The sequence below is a fragment of the Halorientalis persicus genome (genome assembly GCF_900110215.1).
GTDB lineage: Archaea > Halobacteriota > Halobacteria > Halobacteriales > Haloarculaceae > Halorientalis > Halorientalis persica.
Genome location: NZ_FOCX01000011.1, coordinates 20,784 through 40,079, shown reverse-complemented (window position 1 = coordinate 40,079; position 19,296 = coordinate 20,784). Strand labels below are relative to the sequence as shown.

Genomic DNA, 19,296 nt, shown 5'->3' with positions numbered 1-19,296 from the left:
TATAGACGACCAGTATCTCGACGCGTTCATCCGCGAAAGCGAGGAAGCGATAACCGAACTGAACAACTCCCTGCTCGCCCTGGAGTCCGATCCGGAAGACGAGCAAGCGATGGAGTCGATCTTCCGGACGGCCCACACGCTGAAGGGCAACTTCGGCGCGATGGGCTTCGAGGACGCGAGTGATCTCGCCCACGCCATCGAGGATCTGCTGGACGAGATGCGCGAGGGCAACATGGAAGTCACCCCCGAAGTGATGGACATGATCTTCGCGGGTGTCGACCAGATCGAGGTCATCGTCGGCGAGATCGAAGCCGAGGGCGAGTCCACGACCGACACCGACGAGATGGTCGCCGAGATCCGGGGCGTCCTCGAAGACGGTCCCGAAGCGGCCGGCGGCGGGAGTGACACGACCGACGACGAGTCCGACGATGTCGAGGCGGACAGCGACGACACCGCCGAGAGCGAGGGCGGCGATGCGGACGATACAGCCGACGGCGACGCTGACGGCGGCGGCTCGGACGTGACGGTCGACACGTCGGTGTTTGCGGACGCAAGCGTCGACGCCGACGAAGCCTATCACGTCCGCGTCGAGATCGGCGACAGCAATATGCTCGGCGTCGACGGGATGCTCGCCGTCGAGGCCGTCGCGGACACCTTCGAGTTGCTGGCCGCCGAGCCCGCCCGCGCAGAGATCGAGGACGGCGAGTACGAGGGCGGGTTCGACCTGCTGGTCGACGCTCCCGACACCGACGTGTTGCGCGGCAGTCTCAACAGCGTCTCCAAGATCGACGCCTTCGCCGTCGAGCGGGTCGAGGCGTTCGGCGACGACGGCGACGACGGCGACGACAGCGGTGAGACGGCGGCGTCGACGGACTCCTCGGTCGACGAGATCAAGTCCGTCCGCGTGGACGTGGACCGGCTCGACGAACTCCACGGGCAGGTCGAACAGCTCGTGACCAGCCGGATCAAGCTCCGCCGGGCCGTCGCCGACGGCGACATGGACGCCGCCAGCGAGAACCTGAACGAACTGGACAAGATCAGCGCCAACCTCCAGAACACGGTGATGGATATGCGCCTGATCCCGCTGAAGAAAGTCGTGGGCAAGTTCCCGCGACTCGTCCGGGACCTGGCGCGGGAACTCGACAAGGAGGTGAACTTCCAGATCGAGGGCGAGGACATCGAACTCGACCGGACGATCCTCACCGAAATCTCGGATCCGCTGATGCATATCCTCCGGAACTCGGTCGACCACGGGATCGAACCCCCCGAAGAGCGCGAACGGAAGGGGAAACCCCGCGAGGGGACCGTCGAGTTGCGCGCCACGCGCGAACGCGACCACGTCATCATCGAGGTCGAAGACGACGGTGCCGGACTCGACGTCAACGAGATCCGCAGAGAGGCAATCGAGAACGAGGTCCGGACCGAGGAAGAACTCGACCGGATGGAGGAGGGCGAGATCTACGACCTGGCCTTCCACCCCGGCCTCTCGACGAAGGAGGAGGTCACCGACACCAGCGGCCGCGGCGTCGGGATGGACGTAGTCCACGACACCGTCACGCAACTGGACGGCTCCGTGTCGGTCGACTCCGAGCCCGGCGAGGGGACCACTGTCTCGCTTCGCCTGCCCGTGACGATGGCCATCGTCAAGGTCCTGTTCGTACAGGTCGGCGACGAGCAGTACGGCGTCCCGATCAAGAACATCGACGAGATCAGCCAGATGAACGGGACCAAGGTCGTCAACGGCGAGGAGGTCGTCGAACACAACGACGACATCTACCCCATCGTCGACATCGCCGATGCGTTCGACGTGCCCGACGCCAAGACCAACGGTGACGGGATGCTCGTCCGGATTCGCGAATCCGAACGTCAGGTCGCGCTGAAGTGTGACGCGGTCACCCAGCAGGAGGAAGTCGTCGTCAAACCCCTGGAGGGGATCCTCAGCGGGACGCCCGGCCTCTCGGGGACGGCGGTGCTTGGCGACGGCAACATCGTCCACATCCTCGACGTGGTGACCCTCTGAATGACCGACAGCAGACAGGAGTCCCGCGAGGCGTTCGACGACCTGCTCGGGTACATCCAGCGCGAGGTCGGGTTCGAGACCGGCTTCTACAACGACGCCTACCTCGATCGGCGGATCACCGCCCGGATGCGCCGGACCGGGGCCGACAGCTACGGTGAGTACCGCGACCAGTTGACCACGACGGACGGGGAACAGGAGCGCCTGCTCGACTCGCTGTCGATCAACGTCACCGGCTTCTTCCGCAACCCCGAAGCCTGGAGTGGCATCCGGGACGTCCTCCGCCGCTTGACCGACGAGCGCCGGTCGGTCCGGGCCTGGAGCGCCCCGTGTGCCGACGGCCGCGAACCGTACTCGCTGGCGATGCTCGCGCTCGACGACCCGGAGATCAACGCGCGCCGCCTCTCGATTCTGGGCACCGACATCAGTGACGACTCCCTGAACGTAGCCCGCCAGGGTGTCTACGAGACGTCCCAGACGACCGATATCGGCGAGGAACTGGCCCCCCTGGAGGACTCGACGAGCTACGTCGAGCAAGAGGGCGACCGGTTCGAGGTGAAAGACCGGGTGAAAGACCTCGTCGAGTTCGAGAACCACGACCTCATCCGGGGCGACCCCAAGCGCGACTTCGATCTGGTGCTCTGTCGGAACCTGCTCATCTACATCGACTCCGAATACAAGGTGCCCATCTTCGAGACTATCGAGGGGTCGCTCCGGGGCGACGGCTACCTCGTCATCGGGATGACCGAGACCCTGCCCCACGAGTGTCGGGACACCTTCGAACCGTTCGACAAACGCCACCGCATCTACCGTAAGGCATAATGTCACTCTACCAGCTGGAACGCGAAGGCGAGGTCGAGGAACTGAAGTCCGTCATCCGGACCACCGACAACCCGGAAGTGAAGGCCCGTGCCGCCGGGATCCTCGGTGACTTCGACGAGGAGACGCTGGCGGGCCACGACGTGGTGACGCCGCTCGTGGATCTGGCCCAGTCGGCCGACGACGACCGCGTGACCGCGGCGGCGATCGACGCGCTGAACCAGCTGGGCACCGACGCGATGGAGGAGTTGATCGCGGAGATGGCCGGGCTCGACCTCGGTGAGGAGCAGCAGGCCGACTGGGCGAAAGCCAAGGCCTTCGCGCAGGCGCTCACGGCCGACGTGCCCGAACTCCGGATGGCCGCCGCCAACGCGCTGGGCGAACTCGGGAAGACCGACGTGTTGCCCAAGCTACTGGAATCGCTCGACGATTCGGACCCTCGCGTCCGTGCCCGGGTCGCCCGCGCCTGCGGTCGCCTCGAAGACGCCCGGGCGACCGACGCCCTGATCGAGCGCCTCTCTGACCCGAAAGCCGAGGTGCGCCGGGAGGCCGCCGAGGCCCTGGGGACGATCGGCAACCGACAGGCCCTGACCGCACTGCTCGAGATGTTCGACGACGAGCGCGCACCGATCCGGCGGATCGCCGTCGGTGCGATGGGTAACTTCGGCAACTCCCGCCCGGTCGAGGGACTGGTCGGGGCCCTGAGCGACGACGACGCCTCGGTCCGCCGGACGGCGGTGTACTCGATCATCGAACTCCTCTCGAACGTGCCGACCGACCAGAGCCACGAGATCCGCGAGACCGTCGTCGAACAGCTCAACCGGACCGACGACCAGAGCGTCCTCGTGCCGATGATCGACATCCTCGAAGAGAGTACCCAGGACCGCCAGCGGCGCAACACCGCCTGGCTCCTCGGCCGGGTCGCCGATCAGGACAGCCGTGGCTACGGTCGGATCGTCGAGGCACTGGTCGAGACCTTAGAGGACGAAGACCAGATGACCGCCCAGTTCGCGTCCACGAGCCTGGCCGAGATCGGCGGGCCCCAGGTCGAGAGCCGCCTGCTCGAGATCGTCGACGACACGGGCTACGACGAGAACGTCCGCGCACAGGCGGTGTTCACGCTCGGGAAGGTCGGCGGCGAGCGCACGCGCAAGCGCCTCGACGACCTCATCGACCAGACAGAGAGCGAACAGCTCAGGAAGAAGGCCTTCTCGGCCATCTCGAAGCTGGGCGGGAGGGGCGTCCAGTGACCCGCGTATCGGCTGTTCGTACGGCAGGAAGGTTAATACGATCACGGAGTGAAGTTCCGGAGAGACAGAACTGTCCATGAGCGAGGGTGAACAGAAGCTCGCCGACGACCAAGGGAAATTCGCCCGGGTCGTCAAGGACGGGCGAAAGCTCAACGACATCGAGTGGGAGAGCGGCCGCATCATCCTCTCGAACAAGCGGATCGTCCTCGTCAGCAACGACGGCAAGCGGACCATCCCGCTCTCGGAGGTCGACGGCCTCAAGGGTCGGATCGACGTGAACCAGGCCATCGCCCGGGTGTCGGGCTACATCTCCCTGCAGGTCGGCAAGGACGTGACGCTGGTGGCCCCCAACGACACCGAGGCGTTCAAGAACAAACTCTACGGAGCCCTGCTCAACCAGCAGGTCATTCTCGCGAAACATCCCGCCGTCGAAGGCGGCGTCGTTCAGGACACAGAGTGGAAGAAAGGGCGGCTCAAGATCGGCGACGAACGCGTCGAACTGGCCATCTCCGACGGCCAGTTCGTCGAGATTCCCCTCGACGACATCGGCGGCGTCGACGAAGGGAATCGGACAGTCATGGACGACGAACGTCTCGTACTGGAGGTCGAACACACCGAAGACGACGGGACGAGCGTCCAGACCCACATCTCCGGGACGCGGCGACACACCGTCTTCCTCCGGAGCCTGCTCCGTGAGGGCGAACAGCGCGCGGAGGTCAACGCCGACCTCAGCGAGCGGGAACACGAGGTGTTGATGGCACTGTACTCGGGCGTTTCGCCCTTCGAGATCCCCAACTTCGTCGGCATGGACGTCGAAAAGGTCGAAGAGGTGTACGACCGACTGATCGAACTCGAGATCCTGGAGGAAGTCAGGGTTCGCAAAGAGGTGCGGCTGAAAGCCCGCGGCCGGCACATCGCCAGCGACGTGATGGACGAGCGCTAGGCCGACGCCACGAAGGCGCGGCCTTCACTGATTGACGTCTTCGAGTTTGTCGCTGACGACGATGCGACCCTTGGCGGTGAGTTCCGTCTCGTCCTGTCCGTCGGCGATCAACCCCTTGTTACGGAGGTCGCCCAGCAGCATCTCGGCCTGACTGGGTTCGACGTCGACGACTTTGGCCAGCGAGACGCCGGGGCCGGTCGAGTACACCGCGACCAGCAGTTCCGTCTCGTCTTCGGACAGGGAGATGTCCTTGAGGTCGGCCACGATGTCGCTGTACTCCAGCCGGAGGTACCGGCCGAGAATGGACATCTTCCGCCCGGAGTCGACAGCCGCGAGGGAGGTCATCGCCTGTGCGTCCTGCATGTGCCGAACCGACAGCACCTCCCGCGATTTCCCGTCGATCTCGCGCTGACTGCGCTCGAAGCTCGTCACCGTCGAGAGGTCCACAGTGAAGGTCGACTCGGGGCCCTTGAACCGGACCATCCGCGGTTTGAGGTAGAGTTTCGCGGGGTGGAAGGCGGCGTCGGTGACGCGCCCCCCGAGCCGCGCGGGGTGTTTGACCGTCATCGTCGTCCCGTTGAGCAGCGCCTTGAACAGCACCGTCGAGAACTTCTCGATCTTGTCGTCACCAGCCTCGACGGCCGCGACGTGGCGGTGGTCGCCCTTCCGGAACGCGATGGTCACCGTCGAGTCGAAGAACTTCCCCAGGTCCTGTGGGACGTGCCCGACGGCCACGTCGAAGATCGACGACAGCGGAATCGTGGTCTTGCCGGCGTCGGCGGCCAGCACCAGCCGTTTCTGGCTGAGGAGGACCCGGCCTGTCGCCGGCTCGCCACGCTCGGAGGCGCTGGCGTTGAATTTGCCCACGAAGTCCGCGATCACTGATTCCGACATACTAGGGGGCGATTGGAGTTGGTACGCGCGACCGAGTCTTGAGGGTTTCGCGCACGGCGTCCCGTACACTTGCCAGTGCGTAGATAGTCAAAACGTTTGTGCGCGTATCGAATCCGGAGCCGTCGGGCGCTCCCGTCACTCGGTCAGCTCGTCGGCGATCGAGGAGAGACTGTCGCTGGGTTGCTCGGTCGCCTCGTAGACGGTCCGTTCACCGGGAGCGCGCAGTCCGTACTTGAATCCCTCGGTGACCACGTCCAGCAGGACGGAGCCGCCGACGGTCACGTCGGCGTCCGAGACCCAGGTCTGGAGGCGGTTCTCGCCGTCGCCCGGGTCTCGCGCGAGCGTCGGAGTGTCGTAGGCCCCGGTAATCTCGGTGTCGCCCTGCAGGCTCGTCTCGATACGAGCGTGGCAGGTCCGGCCGTCGATCACGACGCGGACCACCTCGTCGGTCGGGACAGCCGCGTCGTCCGGGACGACGACTTTCGGGCGGTCGGTCCGGCCGACCCGTTCGAGACTGGCCCGGTGCGTCTCGACGGCGTCGTGATCGCTCGGGAGGCGGTCGGACACGCTATTCGTCGTTCTCGCCTTCGCCCAGCAGGTCGGCCACGTCCTCGGAGCCGCGGTCGGTGATCTTGGCGTTGATCTGGCGGACCTCCTCGCTCACCTCGCGACCGCGGACGGTCACGCGCTTGCGCTCGCCGCCGCGGGTCGGCTCGAAGCCAGTCCCGCCGTCCGAGAGGAGGGAGGTGAGGTTCGGTCCGCGCACGTCCGACCGCATCGGTCGGCCCGCGTTGTCCGAGCCGCCCGTGAGTTCGAGCGTGTAGCCGTCGAGGCCGACGGCCGTACCGTCGACTTCCTCGCCGAGTTCACGGCCCACGAAGCGGTTCGCGTCCTGTCCGTCCACATCGAGCTGGTAGGTGTCGCCGCTCTCGGGGTCCGCGACGACGACGGTGAAATCTGCCATTGGTCGATTCAGACCGTGCCGAATAAAAAGCCCGTCGGAACGCACCTGCCCTGACCACCCCGACCGGACCCGACAGGTCAAAGCTGTTCCATTACATCCGATGTGAATCGTCAGTCCTTGATGAACGATGGAAACAATTATGCCCCACTTGTTTCTCGGTACTACCCATGGTAGACGTAAAGATAGACAGGCGGGTCGGACTGCTCGTGCTGTCACTGGTCCTGGTGTTCGGCGGCGGCGCACTGGGCTACTGGGGGCACACCGCGGGCGGTTCGGTCTCGGTACAGGACGTACAGTTCGAGGGGACGAACGGCACGACGATGTCGGGGCACCTCTACGTCCCCGACGGGGTCTCGGCGGAGAATCCCGCCCCGGGCGTGCTGGCCGTCCACGGCTACGTCAACACGAAGCAGGTCCAGTCACCGTTCGCGACCGAGTACGCCAGACGCGGGTACGTCGTACTGGCGCTGGACCAGACGGGCCACGGCGGCTCCGAGCCGCCGGCGTTCGCCAACGCCTTCGGCGGCCCCGACGGGCTGGCGTACCTCCAGTCGCGCTCGATGGTGGCGAACGACTCCATCGCCCTCAGCGGTCACTCCATGGGCGGCTGGGCGATTACCGCCGCGGCGGCCGTCCACCCGCGGAAGTACGACGCGGCCATCTACCAGGGGTCCGGCCCGGGACCGATCCCCGGCTTCCCCATCCCGAACGCGACCGCGCCCAACGGGAGCGCGACGTTCCCGCGCAACGTCGGCGTCGTCTTCGCCGAGTACGACGAGTTCCACTGGCTGATGTGGGGTGCGGCCGCGGCCGACAGCGGGACGGTCCGGAGCGCGACCAAGACGAAAGCCGTCTTCGGCACCGACGGCCCCGTCGAGGAAGGGCAGGTCTACGGCAACGTCGAGTCCGGGTCGGCCCGGAAGCTGACCACGCCGGCGACCACACACCCTGGCACCCACCTCTCGACCGCGGCGGTCGCCGACTCCGTCGAGTGGCTCCAGCGCACCGCCCCGACCGAGACCGACCTGTCCCCGACGAACCAGGTGTGGTACTGGAAAGAGGTCGGGACCCTGCTCGCCCTGTTCGGGGCCGTCCTCTTCGTGTTCCCGGCGGGGAGTCTCCTGCTCGACCGTGACCCCTTCGCGGCGGCAGTCGACACCGTCCCCGACGCCGTCACCGAACGGGGCGGCTGGTGGTACGCAAACGCCGCCGTCGCCGCGGTCCTGCCGGCGCTGACCTACTACCCCGCGATGATCCTGGGCGATCAGGTGCTGTCGGCCAACGCCATCTTCCCACAGACGATCACCAACGGGGTGGCGATCTGGGCACTGGTGAACACGCTGCTCACCGTTACCCTCGTAGGCATCTGGCACGTTCGCCGGGACGGCGACGGCGACGCGCTGGCCCGGTTGGGGCTAGCGGCCGGCGAGAGCGGCGGTGCGGTCACCCGTGCGCTGGGCGTGGCCGTCGCGGTCGTCGGCGCGGTGTACCTGTCGCTGGTCGCCGTGGACACGCTGTTCAACGTCGACTACCGGATCTGGTTCGTCGCGCTGAAACTGCTCCAGCCGTGGCACGTCGGGGCCTTCCTGGTCTACCTGCCCGTGTTCGGCGCGTTCTTCGTGGCGCTGGGCGTCCTCCTGCACGGTCGGCTCCGGACGCCGGCGACGACCACGTCGCTCCGGCGCGCGATGGCGACCAACACCGTCATCGTCGTCGGCGGGTTCGTGTTGCTCGTGGCGGCCCAGTACGTGCCGCTCCTGCTGGGTCACGCGCTCGCGACCCCGCCGCTGGCACTGTACGCCATCGTCTCGCTGTCGTTCCTGCCGGTGTTGACCGCGGCGGCCGTGATCTCGACGTACTTCTACCACCGGACCGGCGGGGTCTGGACGGGCGCGTTCGTCAACGCCGTGTTGATCACGTGGTTCCTCGTCGCGAGTACGGCGACCCAGGCACCCATCTGATCCGGCACGGCTTCGAGAACGTCAAGTACGTCCGGTCCGGATTCCACGTGTGGACCGAGATTCGCTGGAACGTGAACTGGGAGCGGTCTTCGGGGGGACCGAGCAGGCACGGCGCGTCGTGGCGCGGCAGGCCCGCGACCTCGCCGACGCCGGGAAGATCGAGTCCGAACTGGGATTCGAGTTGACCGTCGACGCAGTGATCGACAACCTCGAAGACGCGCCCGACGACTACGATCTGGCCGAGCGCTGGAACTGGTGGCTCGACTCGCTGGAGCTCTCACACGGCGGGTACAATCGATTTCGCGTCCGTCCCGACGCCGTGGGGGAGTAGGCGACGCGACCGACGGAAGCGTCGCCGGACGAGCGAACGGCGACCCACGGGAGCCGTGAGCAGGGAGATTCGAGCGAAGCGAAGAATCCCCGAACTTGCGAGCGGTGACGAAGGAACCGCGAGCAGGGAGGTTCGACCGTCACGAGGACGACCGGCGGGGGTCCTCGAACGGTCGAGCGGTGAAACCGCGAGACAGGGAGAACCGCCAGACTGTGAACGGCGACCGGCGGGAGTCCACCGACCCAGCCGCGCGGCCGACCACCACGACCTTGAGTGGGGGACGCCTATACGGGTCACATGGCCGAATCGGAGGCGGAAGCGACACCGGATGGGGCGGGGTCCCGAAGAGCCGCGAGTCCCGACGACAGCTGGCTCCGGTTCCGGGTCGCCTGGCGACTCCTCGTCGTCGTCGGCCAGTTCCTCCCGCTCCTCGTCGCCTACGCCCGCGACCGGCGGCGCTTCCTCCTGTTCGGGCGCGAACGACAGATCGACGCCGAGACGCAGGTCGACCGCGCCGAGGAACTGCTGGACACGCTGGTGACGCTCGGGCCGACCTTCATCAAGGTGGGCCAGATCCTCTCGACCCGGCCCGACGTGTTGCCCGGCCCGTACATCGCGGTGCTCCAGCGCCTGCAGGACCGCGTCCCGCCGGCCCAGTGGGACGAGATCGAACCCGCGATCGAGGCCGAAGTCGGCCCGGTCGAGGCGGCCTTCGACACCTTCGACACCGAGCCGATCAGCGGCGCGAGCCTCGGGCAGGTGTACACGGCCCGACTGGACGGCCAGCGGGTCGCCGTGAAGGTTCTGCGGCCGAACATCCGCCGGCGCGTCGCGGCCGACCTCCGGGTGATCGAGACGCTGACGCCCCTGTTGATCCGTGGGGCCGAGCCGGGACAGGCGTTCACCCTCGAGAACCTCGCCGACGAGTTCTCGGCGACCATCCGCGAGGAGATGGACTACGTCCACGAGGCCCGGATGCTGGAAACCGTGCGGACGAACTTCGCCGACGACGACCGCGTGCGGGTGCCCGAACCCATCGACTCCCACTCCGGGGCCCGCGTGTTGACGATGGAGTACGTCGACGGGACGAAGATCACCGACGTAGAGCGACTGGACGCTATGGGGATCGACCGGGGGGCACTGGTCGAGCGGCTCTTCGACGCCTACATCGAGATGGTGCTGGACCAGGGGGTGTTCCACGCCGACCCCCACCCGGGGAACCTCGCGGTCCAGCCGGACGGCACCATCGTCTTCTACGACTTCGGCATCACCGGGACGGTCGACGAGGACCTGCAAGAACAGATCTTCGAGATGTACGTCGCCATCGCCCGGGACGACGTGGACGGGATCATCGATTCGTTCGTCGCCATGGGCGCGCTCGATCCGACCGCGGACCGACGGCTGTTGCGGGAGATGTTCGAGATCGTCCTCGAGAGCTTCCGGGGCCGGGACGTGGACCAGTACCGCGTCCAGCAACTCGTCGCGGAGTTCCAGGCCGAACTGTACGAGTTTCCGCTCCGACTGCCCCAGGACCTCGCACTGATCGTCCGGATCACGACAGTACTGGAAGGCGTCTGTCGGACGCTCGACCCCGAGTTCGACCTGATCGAGCTCGTCACCGAGTACGTCCGCTCGGAGGGGTACGCGAGTCAGGGTGTCCGGGAACTGCTCGACCGCGCCGGCGAGGAACTCGGGGGCACTGCCGGGGCGCTCCTGGTGACCGGCCCGAAACTGGAGCGTACGCTCGACCGCGCGAACAGGGACGACCTCACCGTCCGGACGGCACTGGGCGACGAGACCGGGCTGTTCGACCGACTCGCGAAGCAAGCCGTCCTCGGCCTGGGGTTTCTCGGCTCGGTGATCGCCGCGCTCGTCCTGTTCGTCGCCGGCGACCGGACGGCCGCCGCCGTCGCCGCGCTCGGGGCACCGCTCGCACTGGCGCTTCTCTACCGGTCGCTCCGGAGTCGGTCGGGGATCAGCGCCGACCCGCAGTTCACCCGACAGAACCTCCGTGCGCGTGAGGGCCAGCGCGAACAGGACGGATACGGAACCGCCTACGGGACCGTCGACGGCGACGGGCGAGAGTAGCTCAGATCGACACCTGATCGCCGTTCTCGGGCGCACTCGCGTCGAATCCGTCGGCGACCAGTTCGTCGGCGAAGGCCCCACAGCGGTCGCCGTGGTCGACCAGAACCCGTGTGTCCCGGTAGGAATCGAGCAGCGCCAGCAGTCCGTCGCGGTCGGCGTGGGCGGAGAAGTCGTACTGCTCGACCTGTGCGGCGACGGGCATGACGCGGCCGTCGATCTCGGCACTGCCGGTCTCCAGCAGTTCCCGGCCGGGCGTCCCCTCGACCTGATACCCCGTCATCGCGATCTTGTTGACCGGGCGATCCCGAATCTCGGGGATGTACGTCATCGCCGGGCCACCGGAGAGCATCCCGCTGGTCGTGACGATCGCGGTATTCTGGTCGGCGATGCGCTTTCGCTGGCCGTCTCGACCGGTGACGAACCGGGCGTGGCTGGTCGCCCGCTGGAGGGCGTCGGGGTCGCGGACGAACCCGGAGTGGCGGCGAACCAGCTCGGTCACGTCGGTCCCCATTCCGTCGACGTAGCAGGGGATGTCGTACGCTTCACAGATCATGAGCAGCTCCTGGGTCCGCCCGATGGCGAAGGCGGGAACGACGACGGTACCGCCCTCCCAGATCGTGGTCTTGACGCTCTCGGCGAACCGTTCCTCGACGGCGCTCCGGGCGTCGTGTTGTACGTCGGAGTAGGTGCTCTCACAGAGCACGGCGTCCGCGTCCGGGCGGGCGGTGGTGCCGGCGACGAGCCGTTGCGAGTCGACGTGGAAATCGCCCGTGTAGAACAGCCGTGTCTCGCCGTCGTCGACGAGGACGTGCGCGCTCCCGGGAATGTGGCCCGCGTCGTAGAGCGTGACCTCGTAGCCGGCCGCCTCGAAGGGCTCGCGGTAGCCGTGGGTCTCGGACACCTGCGTGACCCGGCGGACTTCCTCTTCAGTAAAGGGACAGTCGTAGGTCCCGCCGTGTAACTTGAGCGTGTCTCGTGCCAGCGTCAGCGTCAACTCCCGCGTCGGTGGTGTCCAGTGGATCGGTGGACGGCGGCCACCCGAGAGGAGGGACGGGATCGACCCGACGTGGTCGAGGTGGCCGTGGGAGACGACGACAGCGTCGGGGTCGGGCGTCTCGACGGGAAACTGGGGTGGGTCGGCCGTCTTCATCCCGAAATCCAGCAGGAGGGAGTCGTCGATCAAAATCGCACTGCGGCCGACCTCGCCTGCACCGCCCAGGAACCGCACATTCATTGCCGGACCTACCCAGCCGCGGGGTTTGATTGCACTGATTCACGCCGAGAAGTCGACGACCAAACACTCGCTCCAGAAGCGTACAGTGTTCGCTCGAATGGTAAATAGCAATTACAGTGTTGCGTTCGCTCCCGCCGAGTGGTTACCTCCACAGCCTTCTTTTAAGTATATCCCTTTACAATCGTCCCAAAATTTAAAATGTGTTTTGTGAGTGTACAGTGATGGTATGGTAGACGATAGCGAACTGCCGGCGGAGACACGGCGGGACGTACTGAAGTATCTCGGTGCGGCCGCCGGGTTGGGCGTCGTCGGGAGTCGGGCGATGGATCCGTTCGCACATCCGGTCGCGGCGCTACAGACCGACGATGACGCCTTCCAGAGCGAGGAGCGGCGGATCGCATCCTTCGACGGGACCGAACTGGACGCGACGTATTACGAACCGACGGCCGACGGACCACATCCAGCAATCCTGATGACCCACGGCTGGGGTGGGAGCAAGACGGACCTCCAGCCGCTGGCGTCGGTGTACGCGAGCAACGAGTTCGTCGTGTTGGCGTACACGTCCCGCGGGTTCGGACAGGGCGGGGACGGCCAGGGCTCCGGTGGCGAGGTCAACTCGACGAGCGAACTCGAACGGCAGGACGCGAGCGCGTTGATCGACTACCTGGCCCAGCAGGACGCGGTGCTGACCGACGGCGAGGACGACCCACGGATCGGGATGGACGGCACCTCCTACGGTGGGGGGATCCAGATGCGGACGGCGTCGGTCGACGACCGACTGGACGCGATCGTCCCGCGGGCGACCTGGAACAACCTCGCCCAGGCGCTCGCGCCCAACGGCGTCATCAAACGCGGGTGGATCGAGGCGCTCGAGTTCGGCGCACAGACCGGAAACCTCTCGGCGGAGAACACCGAGACGACCAGCGGGATCCTCGACCGCGGACGGATGACCGAGGACGACCGGGCGTACTACCGACAGCGCTCCCCGGTCAGCTACGACGCGATCGAAGACACGCCCGCGCTCGTGATCCCCGAGTTGACCGACCAGCTGTTCCCGATCAACGAGGGGGTACGCAACTTCCGCAAGCTCCAGAGCGACGGGAGTGAGGTGACGCTGTTGCTCGGCCAGGACGGCACGCACATCCTCGGCCAACCCGACGGCTATCCGCCGGGGTCGGAGACCTCCCGGCAGTTCGTCGGCCAGATGGCCCTCCAGTGGCAGGAGGCGCATCTCAAGGACGGCGATCTCGACGTCTCGACGCTGCACTACTACGACGAAGCCGCCGACGAGTTCAGTGCCGCAGCGGCGTTCCCCCCACATCCCGAACGGTCGACCACCCGGACGATCCCCGAGTCGGTCGAACTCGACGGCGCGGACGGCAACGTCGCGAGCGTCGACATCGAAATCGAGGAAGCGACGGAGATCATCGGGCTCCCGACGCTCACACTCGACGTCACGCCGACGGGCGAGGGCCGCAGCCACCTGTTCGTCGCGCTCCAGCGCGTCCGTGACGGCGAGGCCACGACGATCAAACAGCGGGTGACGCCGCTAGCAGTCACCGAGGCCGGCGAGATCGAACTCGAACTGTTCGGCGTCCACGCGAACCTGGAAGCCGGTGACCGGCTCCGGGTGGCGATGAGCGCCCGCGAGGACGCGCTCACCTCGGCGGAGGTCAACGACCTCTTCGGCGGGTCGCTGTACCGGCCCTCCGACGACGACGCCGGGATCGAGCTCAGCGGCGACACGGCGGTGCAACTGTCGGTCCCGGCGAGCCAGGAACTCCCGGCGGCCAGCACCGCCGGCGGCACGGATAGCGCCGGTGAGGACGACGAGATGGACGGGACCGAGGGAACGGCGAGTACCGAGGGCACGGACAGTGGAATGGAGACTACCGCGGGAACGGACAGTGGCGGTGGAATGGACGGCGGTGACGGAACGACCGCCGCCACCGACGACGGGACAGCGACGAGCGAGAGCGGCCCCGGCTTCGGGATTACGGCCGCCCTCGGCGGCGCAGGTGGGCTCGGCTACCTGCTCTCACGGCGGTTCGGCGACACCGAACCCACGGAGGCCGACGACTGAGCACGCGATCCGGTTCGCAGTGGATTCGCCTCGGTGAACCGGAGTCACAGGTCGGTATCGTATACGACCGCACCGAGGGTGTCACAGGTCCGTCTGGACGTCCAGGGCGTTCAGCTGGTCGACCTGCTCACTGATCCGTTCGACTTCCGCGGTTTGCTCCTCGTTCGCGCTGGCGATCGCTTCGGCCTCGTCGGCGACGGCCTGGAAGTCGTCTGCGGTCTGGTCGACCATGCTCGCGATCTCTTCCGTGCTGGCGGCCTGGTCGTCCGTCGCGTCGGCGACTTCCTCCATCCCGTCGGAGGCGTCCTCGACGGTCGCGACGATGTCCTCGAATGTCTCGCCGGAACTGCGTGCCTTTTCGGCCCCGGTCTGGATCACGTCGTTCGTCGCTTCCAGGCTGGTCACCGTCTCCTCGGTGTTCGTCCGGATCTCCTGTACGATGGCCTCGATCTCGGTCGCCCGGTTCTGTGACTCCTCGGCCAGCGATTTGACTTCGTCGGCGACGACAGCGAACCCCTCACCGGCCTCGCCAGCGCGTGCGGCCTCGATGGAGGCGTTCAGTGCGAGCAGGTTCGTCTTGTCCGCGATGTCGTTGATCACGTCGACCAGTTCGTCGATCTCACGGATGCTATCGCGGAGCGCCTCGATGTCCCGGGTGACGGCGTCGGCCTCGTCTTCGACCCGCTCCATGATCTCGATCGTGTCGGTCGCCTCCGCTTGCCCCGTCTCGGCTCGCTGCCTGGCACGCTCGCTGACGGAACTGACCTCGTCGGCCGTGGCGGCCACCTCTTCGACGGTCGCCGAGAGCCCCGACACTTCGCTCGCGATCTCGCTGATGGCGTCGAGCTGGTCTGCCGCACGGGTACTGATATCCTTGGAGTTGTCCGCCACGTCGTGTGAGGTGGCTTTCAGCTCGTCGACGGCCTGTTTGATCCGCTCGGTCGCGTCTTTCCGGTCCGAGATATCCCTGAAGGTCTCGCTGATGGCGACGACGTCGCCGTCCTCGTCCCGGATCGGCTTGACGACGAGCTCGGTCGGGATCACGCGCCCGTCGTAGCTCTCTTTCTCGACTTCGACCCGGATTTCGTCTTTGCCCTCGTCGACGACCTGTTTCAGCGTGCAGTTGTCCGTCCCGCAGACCTCCGGGTGGCAGAACTGGTCGTAACAGTTGACGAGTTCGCTCGATTCGGCTTCGACACCCCCCATCTCGACCATCTGGTCGTTCTCGAACACTACGTTGAAGTTCGTGTCCAGAATCCGCATCGCCGCCCCCGTCGAGTTCATGATCTGTCGGATGTTGTTCGAGAGTACGTCCCGAAGCGCTTCCTCGCCCAGCTCTTTCCCCTCCAGAATCTCCTGTGAGAAGTCGATGCCGCTCGTAGATCCACGTTCCTGGGTGGCCATACACGGCCTGAGAAGATCTGCGGATAAATACCCTCATTCGATTCTCAGTGTCTGATACAGGTCGACGGAACGCCGCTGGCCGGGGTCAGAACGGGAACGACCGCGAGCGCGACCGGTGACGCCGCCAGGACCGGCAAAACTCCGCGGTCGGGTCGCTGTCGGTGTCGCTCGCCTCGCCGTCGGTCTCCTCGTCGTCGGTCCGGTCGTCGTCGGTCCGGTCGTCGTCGATGGTCCGGACGGTGGGAATCTTCGACTGGCCGGCCAGCAGGTGGTCGGGCAGGTACGTCATCGTCGGCACGGTCTCGTGGGTGGTTTCGGAGTCGGTCATATATCGATCACGTCCCTACACGGTCATAAGTACGCAAGCGTGTTCTCGGTGTGTGAAGAGAGGTATATATAGGCTCTTTCAGCGGGTGAAAAAGGGTCCACAAGGCCCAACCACCTCTCCGTCGAAGCGGGGTGTATGAAGCGGACGCGTGTCGAGTCGGATCGCTGGTTCGACGTGTTAGCGGAGACAGAAACGGCACAGGCCGCCGTCATGACGCTCTCGCCGGGGCAGTCGACGGGCGGGCCGGACAACCACCACGAGCGAAGCGATCAGTGGCTCTACGTGATCGAGGGCGAGGGCCGCGCCATCGTCGACGGTGACCCGGTTGCACTCCGAGCCGGCGATCTCGTCTGTATCGAGGCCGGCGAGACCCACGAGATCGAGAACACGGGCGAGCGAGTCCAAAAAACCCTGTCGCTGTACGTCCCGCCCCGGAGTTACGAGTAACTCACCGTAAGCCTATGTGCTGGCCGTCGAATGTGAGAGTATGCCCGAGCCATTCGTCGTGATCGGTGGGGACGCCGCCGGACTGAGCGCCGCCAGCAAGTGCAAACGCGAGTCCCCCGACCGCGAGGTGATCGTCTTCGAGAAAGGGCAGTGGGTGTCCTACGCCCACTGTGGTGAGCCCTACTTCGTCAAAGGCGAGGTCGACAAACTGGAGAACCTGCTCTCGCTGACACCCGAGGAGATCGAGGAACGCGACATCGACCTCCGGCGGCACCACGAGGTCGTCGCCGTCGACCCCGACGCCGGGACGGTCACGGTCGAGGGCCCCGACGGCGAGTTCGAGCAGGCCTACGGCGACCTGCTGGTCGCGACCGGCGCGCGAGCGGTGACCGGTCCCATCGAGGGGAGCGAACTGGACGGCGGCTTCCCACTACACGGACTGGACGACGCAGCCGCGATCAGGGCCTTCCTGCTCGATCCCAGCGAGGACGCGCTGGCGGATGTGGGTGGGGAGGCGTTCGTCGACCGCGAGCGTGTCGGGCGGTTCGGGGCGATGGACCCGCCCGAGACGGCGGCCATCGTCGGCGGGGGCTACGTCGGCGTCGAGATGGCCGAGGCCCTGTCGGCCCACGGGCTCGACGTGCACGTCTTCCAGCGCTCGGGCCATCTCCTCTCGCCGTTCGGCGAGGCCGTCGGCGAGGCGGTCGCCGCGGAACTCCGCGAGCAGGGCGTCACCCTCCACCTGAACGAGACGGTCGTTCGACTCGCCGGCGAGGACCGGGTCGAGCGACTGGAGTGTGAGGGCGGCACCGCCCTCGACATCGACCTGGCGGTCGTCGGCGTCGGGGTTCAGCCGAACACGGACCTGCTGGCGGGGGCGGACGTGGAACTGGGCGAGGACGGAGCAGTCGCGGTCGACGAGTACGGCGAGACCAGCGTGGAGGGTGTCTACGCCGCCGGCGACTGCGCCGAGGACGACCACACCGTCACCGGCGAGCCCGCGTGGGTCCCGCTTGGACTGACCGCCAACCGCGCGGGCCGGGCCGTCGGTGCGACCGTGGCGGGCGATCCCACACCGGTCGGCTCCATCGCGGGCACGGCCGTCGTCAAGGCCTTCGAGCAGGAGTGTGGCCGGGTGGGCCTGCTCGAAGACGGGGCCCGCGAGGCCGGCTTCGATCCCGTGAGCGAGACGATCACCACCCGCTCGCGGTCGGGCTACTACCCCGGCGCGGCCGAGACGACCGTGACGCTCGTCGCTGACCGGGAGAGCGGGCGTCTGCTCGGGGGCACCATCGTCGGCACCGACCGCGCGGCCGTCCGCATCGACACCGTCGCCACCGCGCTGGAAGCGGACATGACCGTCGGCGAACTCGAACGCGCGGATCTGGCCTACGCCCCGCCCTTCAGCCCGGTCTGGGATCCGATCCTCGTCGCCGCCAAGGTGCTCAACGGCAAGCTGAAAGATTGATCCCCGCGGCCGCCCAGCACTCGCGTATGCCCGAAGTCACCGTCTACTCCCGGGAGAACTGCCATCTCTGTGACGAGGCGAAAGCGACCATCGAGGCGGTGGCCGAGGAGGTCTCTGCCGAGGTCGAGATCGAGGAGATCGACGTGGACGACGACCCCGACCTCCGCGAAGAGTACGGCGAACGCGTCCCCTACGTCCTCGTCGACGGGACACCGACGTTCAAATTCCGGGTCGACGAGGCCGAGCTTCGTCGGAAACTGGAGTCGTGACGAGCGGGGTCCGGATGGGGGCGGACGCCCAGCCGTTCGCCGGACTCGTCCGCCGAGTAGCTGTCGCGTAACTAACTGCACCGCACCGGTATCGGTCGGTGGATGGATCGACGAACACTGCTCCGTCTCCTCGGCGTCGGTGCGGTCGGCGGCCTCGCCGGCTGTGGCGGCCCCGAGAGCCAGCCGTCACCGACGGGCACACCGACAGCGACAGCGATGACCCAGACAGACACCACCACGACCGACGAGGACCAGCCCACCGACGAACAGGCCGGCGATGGCACGATGGACCCCGGCCTCGTGACCGTCACCGTCGACCGGAGCGTCGACGCGACGGTCCAGCGAATCGAAAACGACGTGGAGTCGAGTCCGCTGACGGTGCTGGCCACCGTCGGCCACGACGAGAACGCCGCCTCGGTGGACCGGAACCTCCCGCCGACCCGCCTCCTGCTGATCGGTAACCCCGACGTGGGGACGCCACTGATGCAGGCCGCCCGCTCGGTCGCCATCGACCTCCCGCAGAAACTACTGGTCTGGGACGACGGCGGTCAGACGAAGGTGACCTACAACGACCCGCAGTATCTGGCCCGCCGCCACGGGATCGAAGGCGAGACCCAGCGGCTGAACCGGATCGGATCGGTCCTGAACGACCTCGCGACCGGCACCGGGAACTTCGGCGACACGCCGACCGGAACGGACGGCGGTACGTCGACCGGAACCCCGGACGGCACGCCCACCGGAACGCCGACCGACACCCCGAGTCCCGAACAGTGACGGTTCGGTAGCGAAAGGGTGG

The 19,296-nt window shown here is 66.9% G+C and carries 18 protein-coding genes; 12 read left to right on the top strand and 6 right to left on the bottom strand.

Annotation, left to right across the window (positions count from 1 at the left end; translation table 11 throughout):
• The first annotated feature begins 1 nt into the window (after position 1).
• From cheA to BMX17_RS12780, 4 genes are all read left to right on the top strand, one after another.
• A complete protein-coding gene (cheA, locus tag BMX17_RS12795; protein WP_092660644.1) occupies positions 2–2,020 on the top strand; it encodes a chemotaxis protein CheA in 2,019 nt (672 codons plus the stop codon).
• Positions 2,021–2,839, top strand: a complete 819-nt coding sequence (locus tag BMX17_RS12790) for a CheR family methyltransferase (protein ID WP_092660642.1) — start codon at positions 2,021–2,023, stop codon at positions 2,837–2,839.
• Positions 2,839–4,086 carry a HEAT repeat domain-containing protein gene (locus BMX17_RS12785; RefSeq protein ID WP_092660640.1) on the top strand — a complete coding sequence of 416 codons (1,248 nt, stop codon included), beginning with the start codon at positions 2,839–2,841 and terminating at the stop codon, positions 4,084–4,086. Before BMX17_RS12790 ends, BMX17_RS12785 begins: the two co-directional genes overlap by 1 nt.
• A 76-nt stretch (positions 4,087–4,162) precedes the next feature.
• Positions 4,163–5,029 carry a CheF family chemotaxis protein gene (locus BMX17_RS12780; RefSeq protein ID WP_092660638.1) on the top strand — a complete coding sequence of 289 codons (867 nt, stop codon included), beginning with the start codon at positions 4,163–4,165 and terminating at the stop codon, positions 5,027–5,029.
• A 24-nt stretch (positions 5,030–5,053) separates the two neighbouring features.
• Here the strand turns inward: BMX17_RS12780 and BMX17_RS12775 are convergent, their stop codons facing one another.
• The 3 genes from BMX17_RS12775 to BMX17_RS12765 all read right to left on the bottom strand — a co-directional run bounded on the left by BMX17_RS12775 (position 5,054) and on the right by BMX17_RS12765 (position 6,887).
• Positions 5,054–5,923, bottom strand: a complete 870-nt coding sequence (locus BMX17_RS12775; protein ID WP_092660636.1) for a CheF family chemotaxis protein — start codon at positions 5,921–5,923, stop codon at positions 5,054–5,056.
• Between the two features lie 135 nt (positions 5,924–6,058).
• Entirely contained in the window at positions 6,059–6,490 is a 432-nt protein-coding gene (locus BMX17_RS12770) for a DUF7112 family protein (RefSeq protein ID WP_092660634.1), read from the bottom strand.
• A 1-nt stretch (position 6,491) separates the two neighbouring features.
• Entirely contained in the window at positions 6,492–6,887 is a 396-nt protein-coding gene (locus BMX17_RS12765; RefSeq protein WP_092660632.1) for a 30S ribosomal protein S6e, read from the bottom strand.
• Positions 6,888–7,054: 167 nt separating this feature from the next.
• Between BMX17_RS12765 and BMX17_RS12760 the strand changes: the two genes are divergently transcribed.
• From BMX17_RS12760 to BMX17_RS12750, 3 genes are all read left to right on the top strand, one after another.
• On the top strand, positions 7,055–8,848 hold the full coding sequence (locus tag BMX17_RS12760; RefSeq protein ID WP_092660630.1) for an alpha/beta hydrolase family protein: 1,794 nt from the start codon (positions 7,055–7,057) through the stop codon (positions 8,846–8,848).
• Between the two features lie 49 nt (positions 8,849–8,897).
• Positions 8,898–9,179 (top strand): WNWW family protein, encoded by a 282-nt coding sequence (locus BMX17_RS12755; RefSeq protein WP_092660627.1) that lies wholly within the window; start codon positions 8,898–8,900, stop codon positions 9,177–9,179.
• Positions 9,180–9,476: 297 nt separating this feature from the next.
• Complete coding sequence (locus BMX17_RS12750; protein WP_092660625.1) at positions 9,477–11,267, top strand: ABC1 kinase family protein; 1,791 nt, start codon at positions 9,477–9,479, stop codon at positions 11,265–11,267.
• 1 nt (position 11,268) lies between these two features.
• On the opposite strand, the gene BMX17_RS12745 is transcribed toward BMX17_RS12750, so the two are convergent.
• Positions 11,269–12,501 carry an MBL fold metallo-hydrolase gene (locus BMX17_RS12745; protein ID WP_092660623.1) on the bottom strand — a complete coding sequence of 411 codons (1,233 nt, stop codon included), beginning with the start codon at positions 12,499–12,501 and terminating at the stop codon, positions 11,269–11,271.
• Positions 12,502–12,727: 226 nt separating this feature from the next.
• Between BMX17_RS12745 and BMX17_RS12740 the strand changes: the two genes are divergently transcribed.
• Positions 12,728–14,584, top strand: a complete 1,857-nt coding sequence (locus BMX17_RS12740) for an alpha/beta hydrolase family protein (RefSeq protein ID WP_092660621.1) — start codon at positions 12,728–12,730, stop codon at positions 14,582–14,584.
• Between the two features lie 81 nt (positions 14,585–14,665).
• Here the strand turns inward: BMX17_RS12740 and BMX17_RS12735 are convergent, their stop codons facing one another.
• Together BMX17_RS12735 and BMX17_RS12730 are read right to left on the bottom strand one after the other, a co-directional pair.
• Positions 14,666–15,988: a methyl-accepting chemotaxis protein gene (locus tag BMX17_RS12735; RefSeq protein ID WP_092660618.1), complete on the bottom strand. Its 1,323-nt coding sequence runs from the start codon at positions 15,986–15,988 to the stop codon at positions 14,666–14,668.
• 85 nt (positions 15,989–16,073) lie between these two features.
• On the bottom strand, positions 16,074–16,316 hold the full coding sequence (locus BMX17_RS12730) for a hypothetical protein (RefSeq protein ID WP_092660616.1): 243 nt from the start codon (positions 16,314–16,316) through the stop codon (positions 16,074–16,076).
• A 135-nt stretch (positions 16,317–16,451) separates the two neighbouring features.
• Between BMX17_RS12730 and BMX17_RS12725 the strand changes: the two genes are divergently transcribed.
• From BMX17_RS12725 to BMX17_RS12710, 4 genes are all read left to right on the top strand, one after another.
• Positions 16,452–16,763 (top strand): cupin domain-containing protein, encoded by a 312-nt coding sequence (locus tag BMX17_RS12725; protein WP_092660613.1) that lies wholly within the window; start codon positions 16,452–16,454, stop codon positions 16,761–16,763.
• Positions 16,764–16,803: 40 nt separating this feature from the next.
• On the top strand, positions 16,804–18,231 hold the full coding sequence (locus BMX17_RS12720; protein ID WP_092660610.1) for an FAD-dependent oxidoreductase: 1,428 nt from the start codon (positions 16,804–16,806) through the stop codon (positions 18,229–18,231).
• A gap of 26 nt (positions 18,232–18,257) precedes the next feature.
• Entirely contained in the window at positions 18,258–18,500 is a 243-nt protein-coding gene (locus tag BMX17_RS12715; protein ID WP_092660607.1) for a glutaredoxin family protein, read from the top strand.
• A 102-nt stretch (positions 18,501–18,602) separates the two neighbouring features.
• Positions 18,603–19,274 carry a DUF302 domain-containing protein gene (locus BMX17_RS12710; protein ID WP_211611333.1) on the top strand — a complete coding sequence of 224 codons (672 nt, stop codon included), beginning with the start codon at positions 18,603–18,605 and terminating at the stop codon, positions 19,272–19,274.
• The last annotated feature ends 22 nt before the right edge of the window (positions 19,275–19,296 follow it).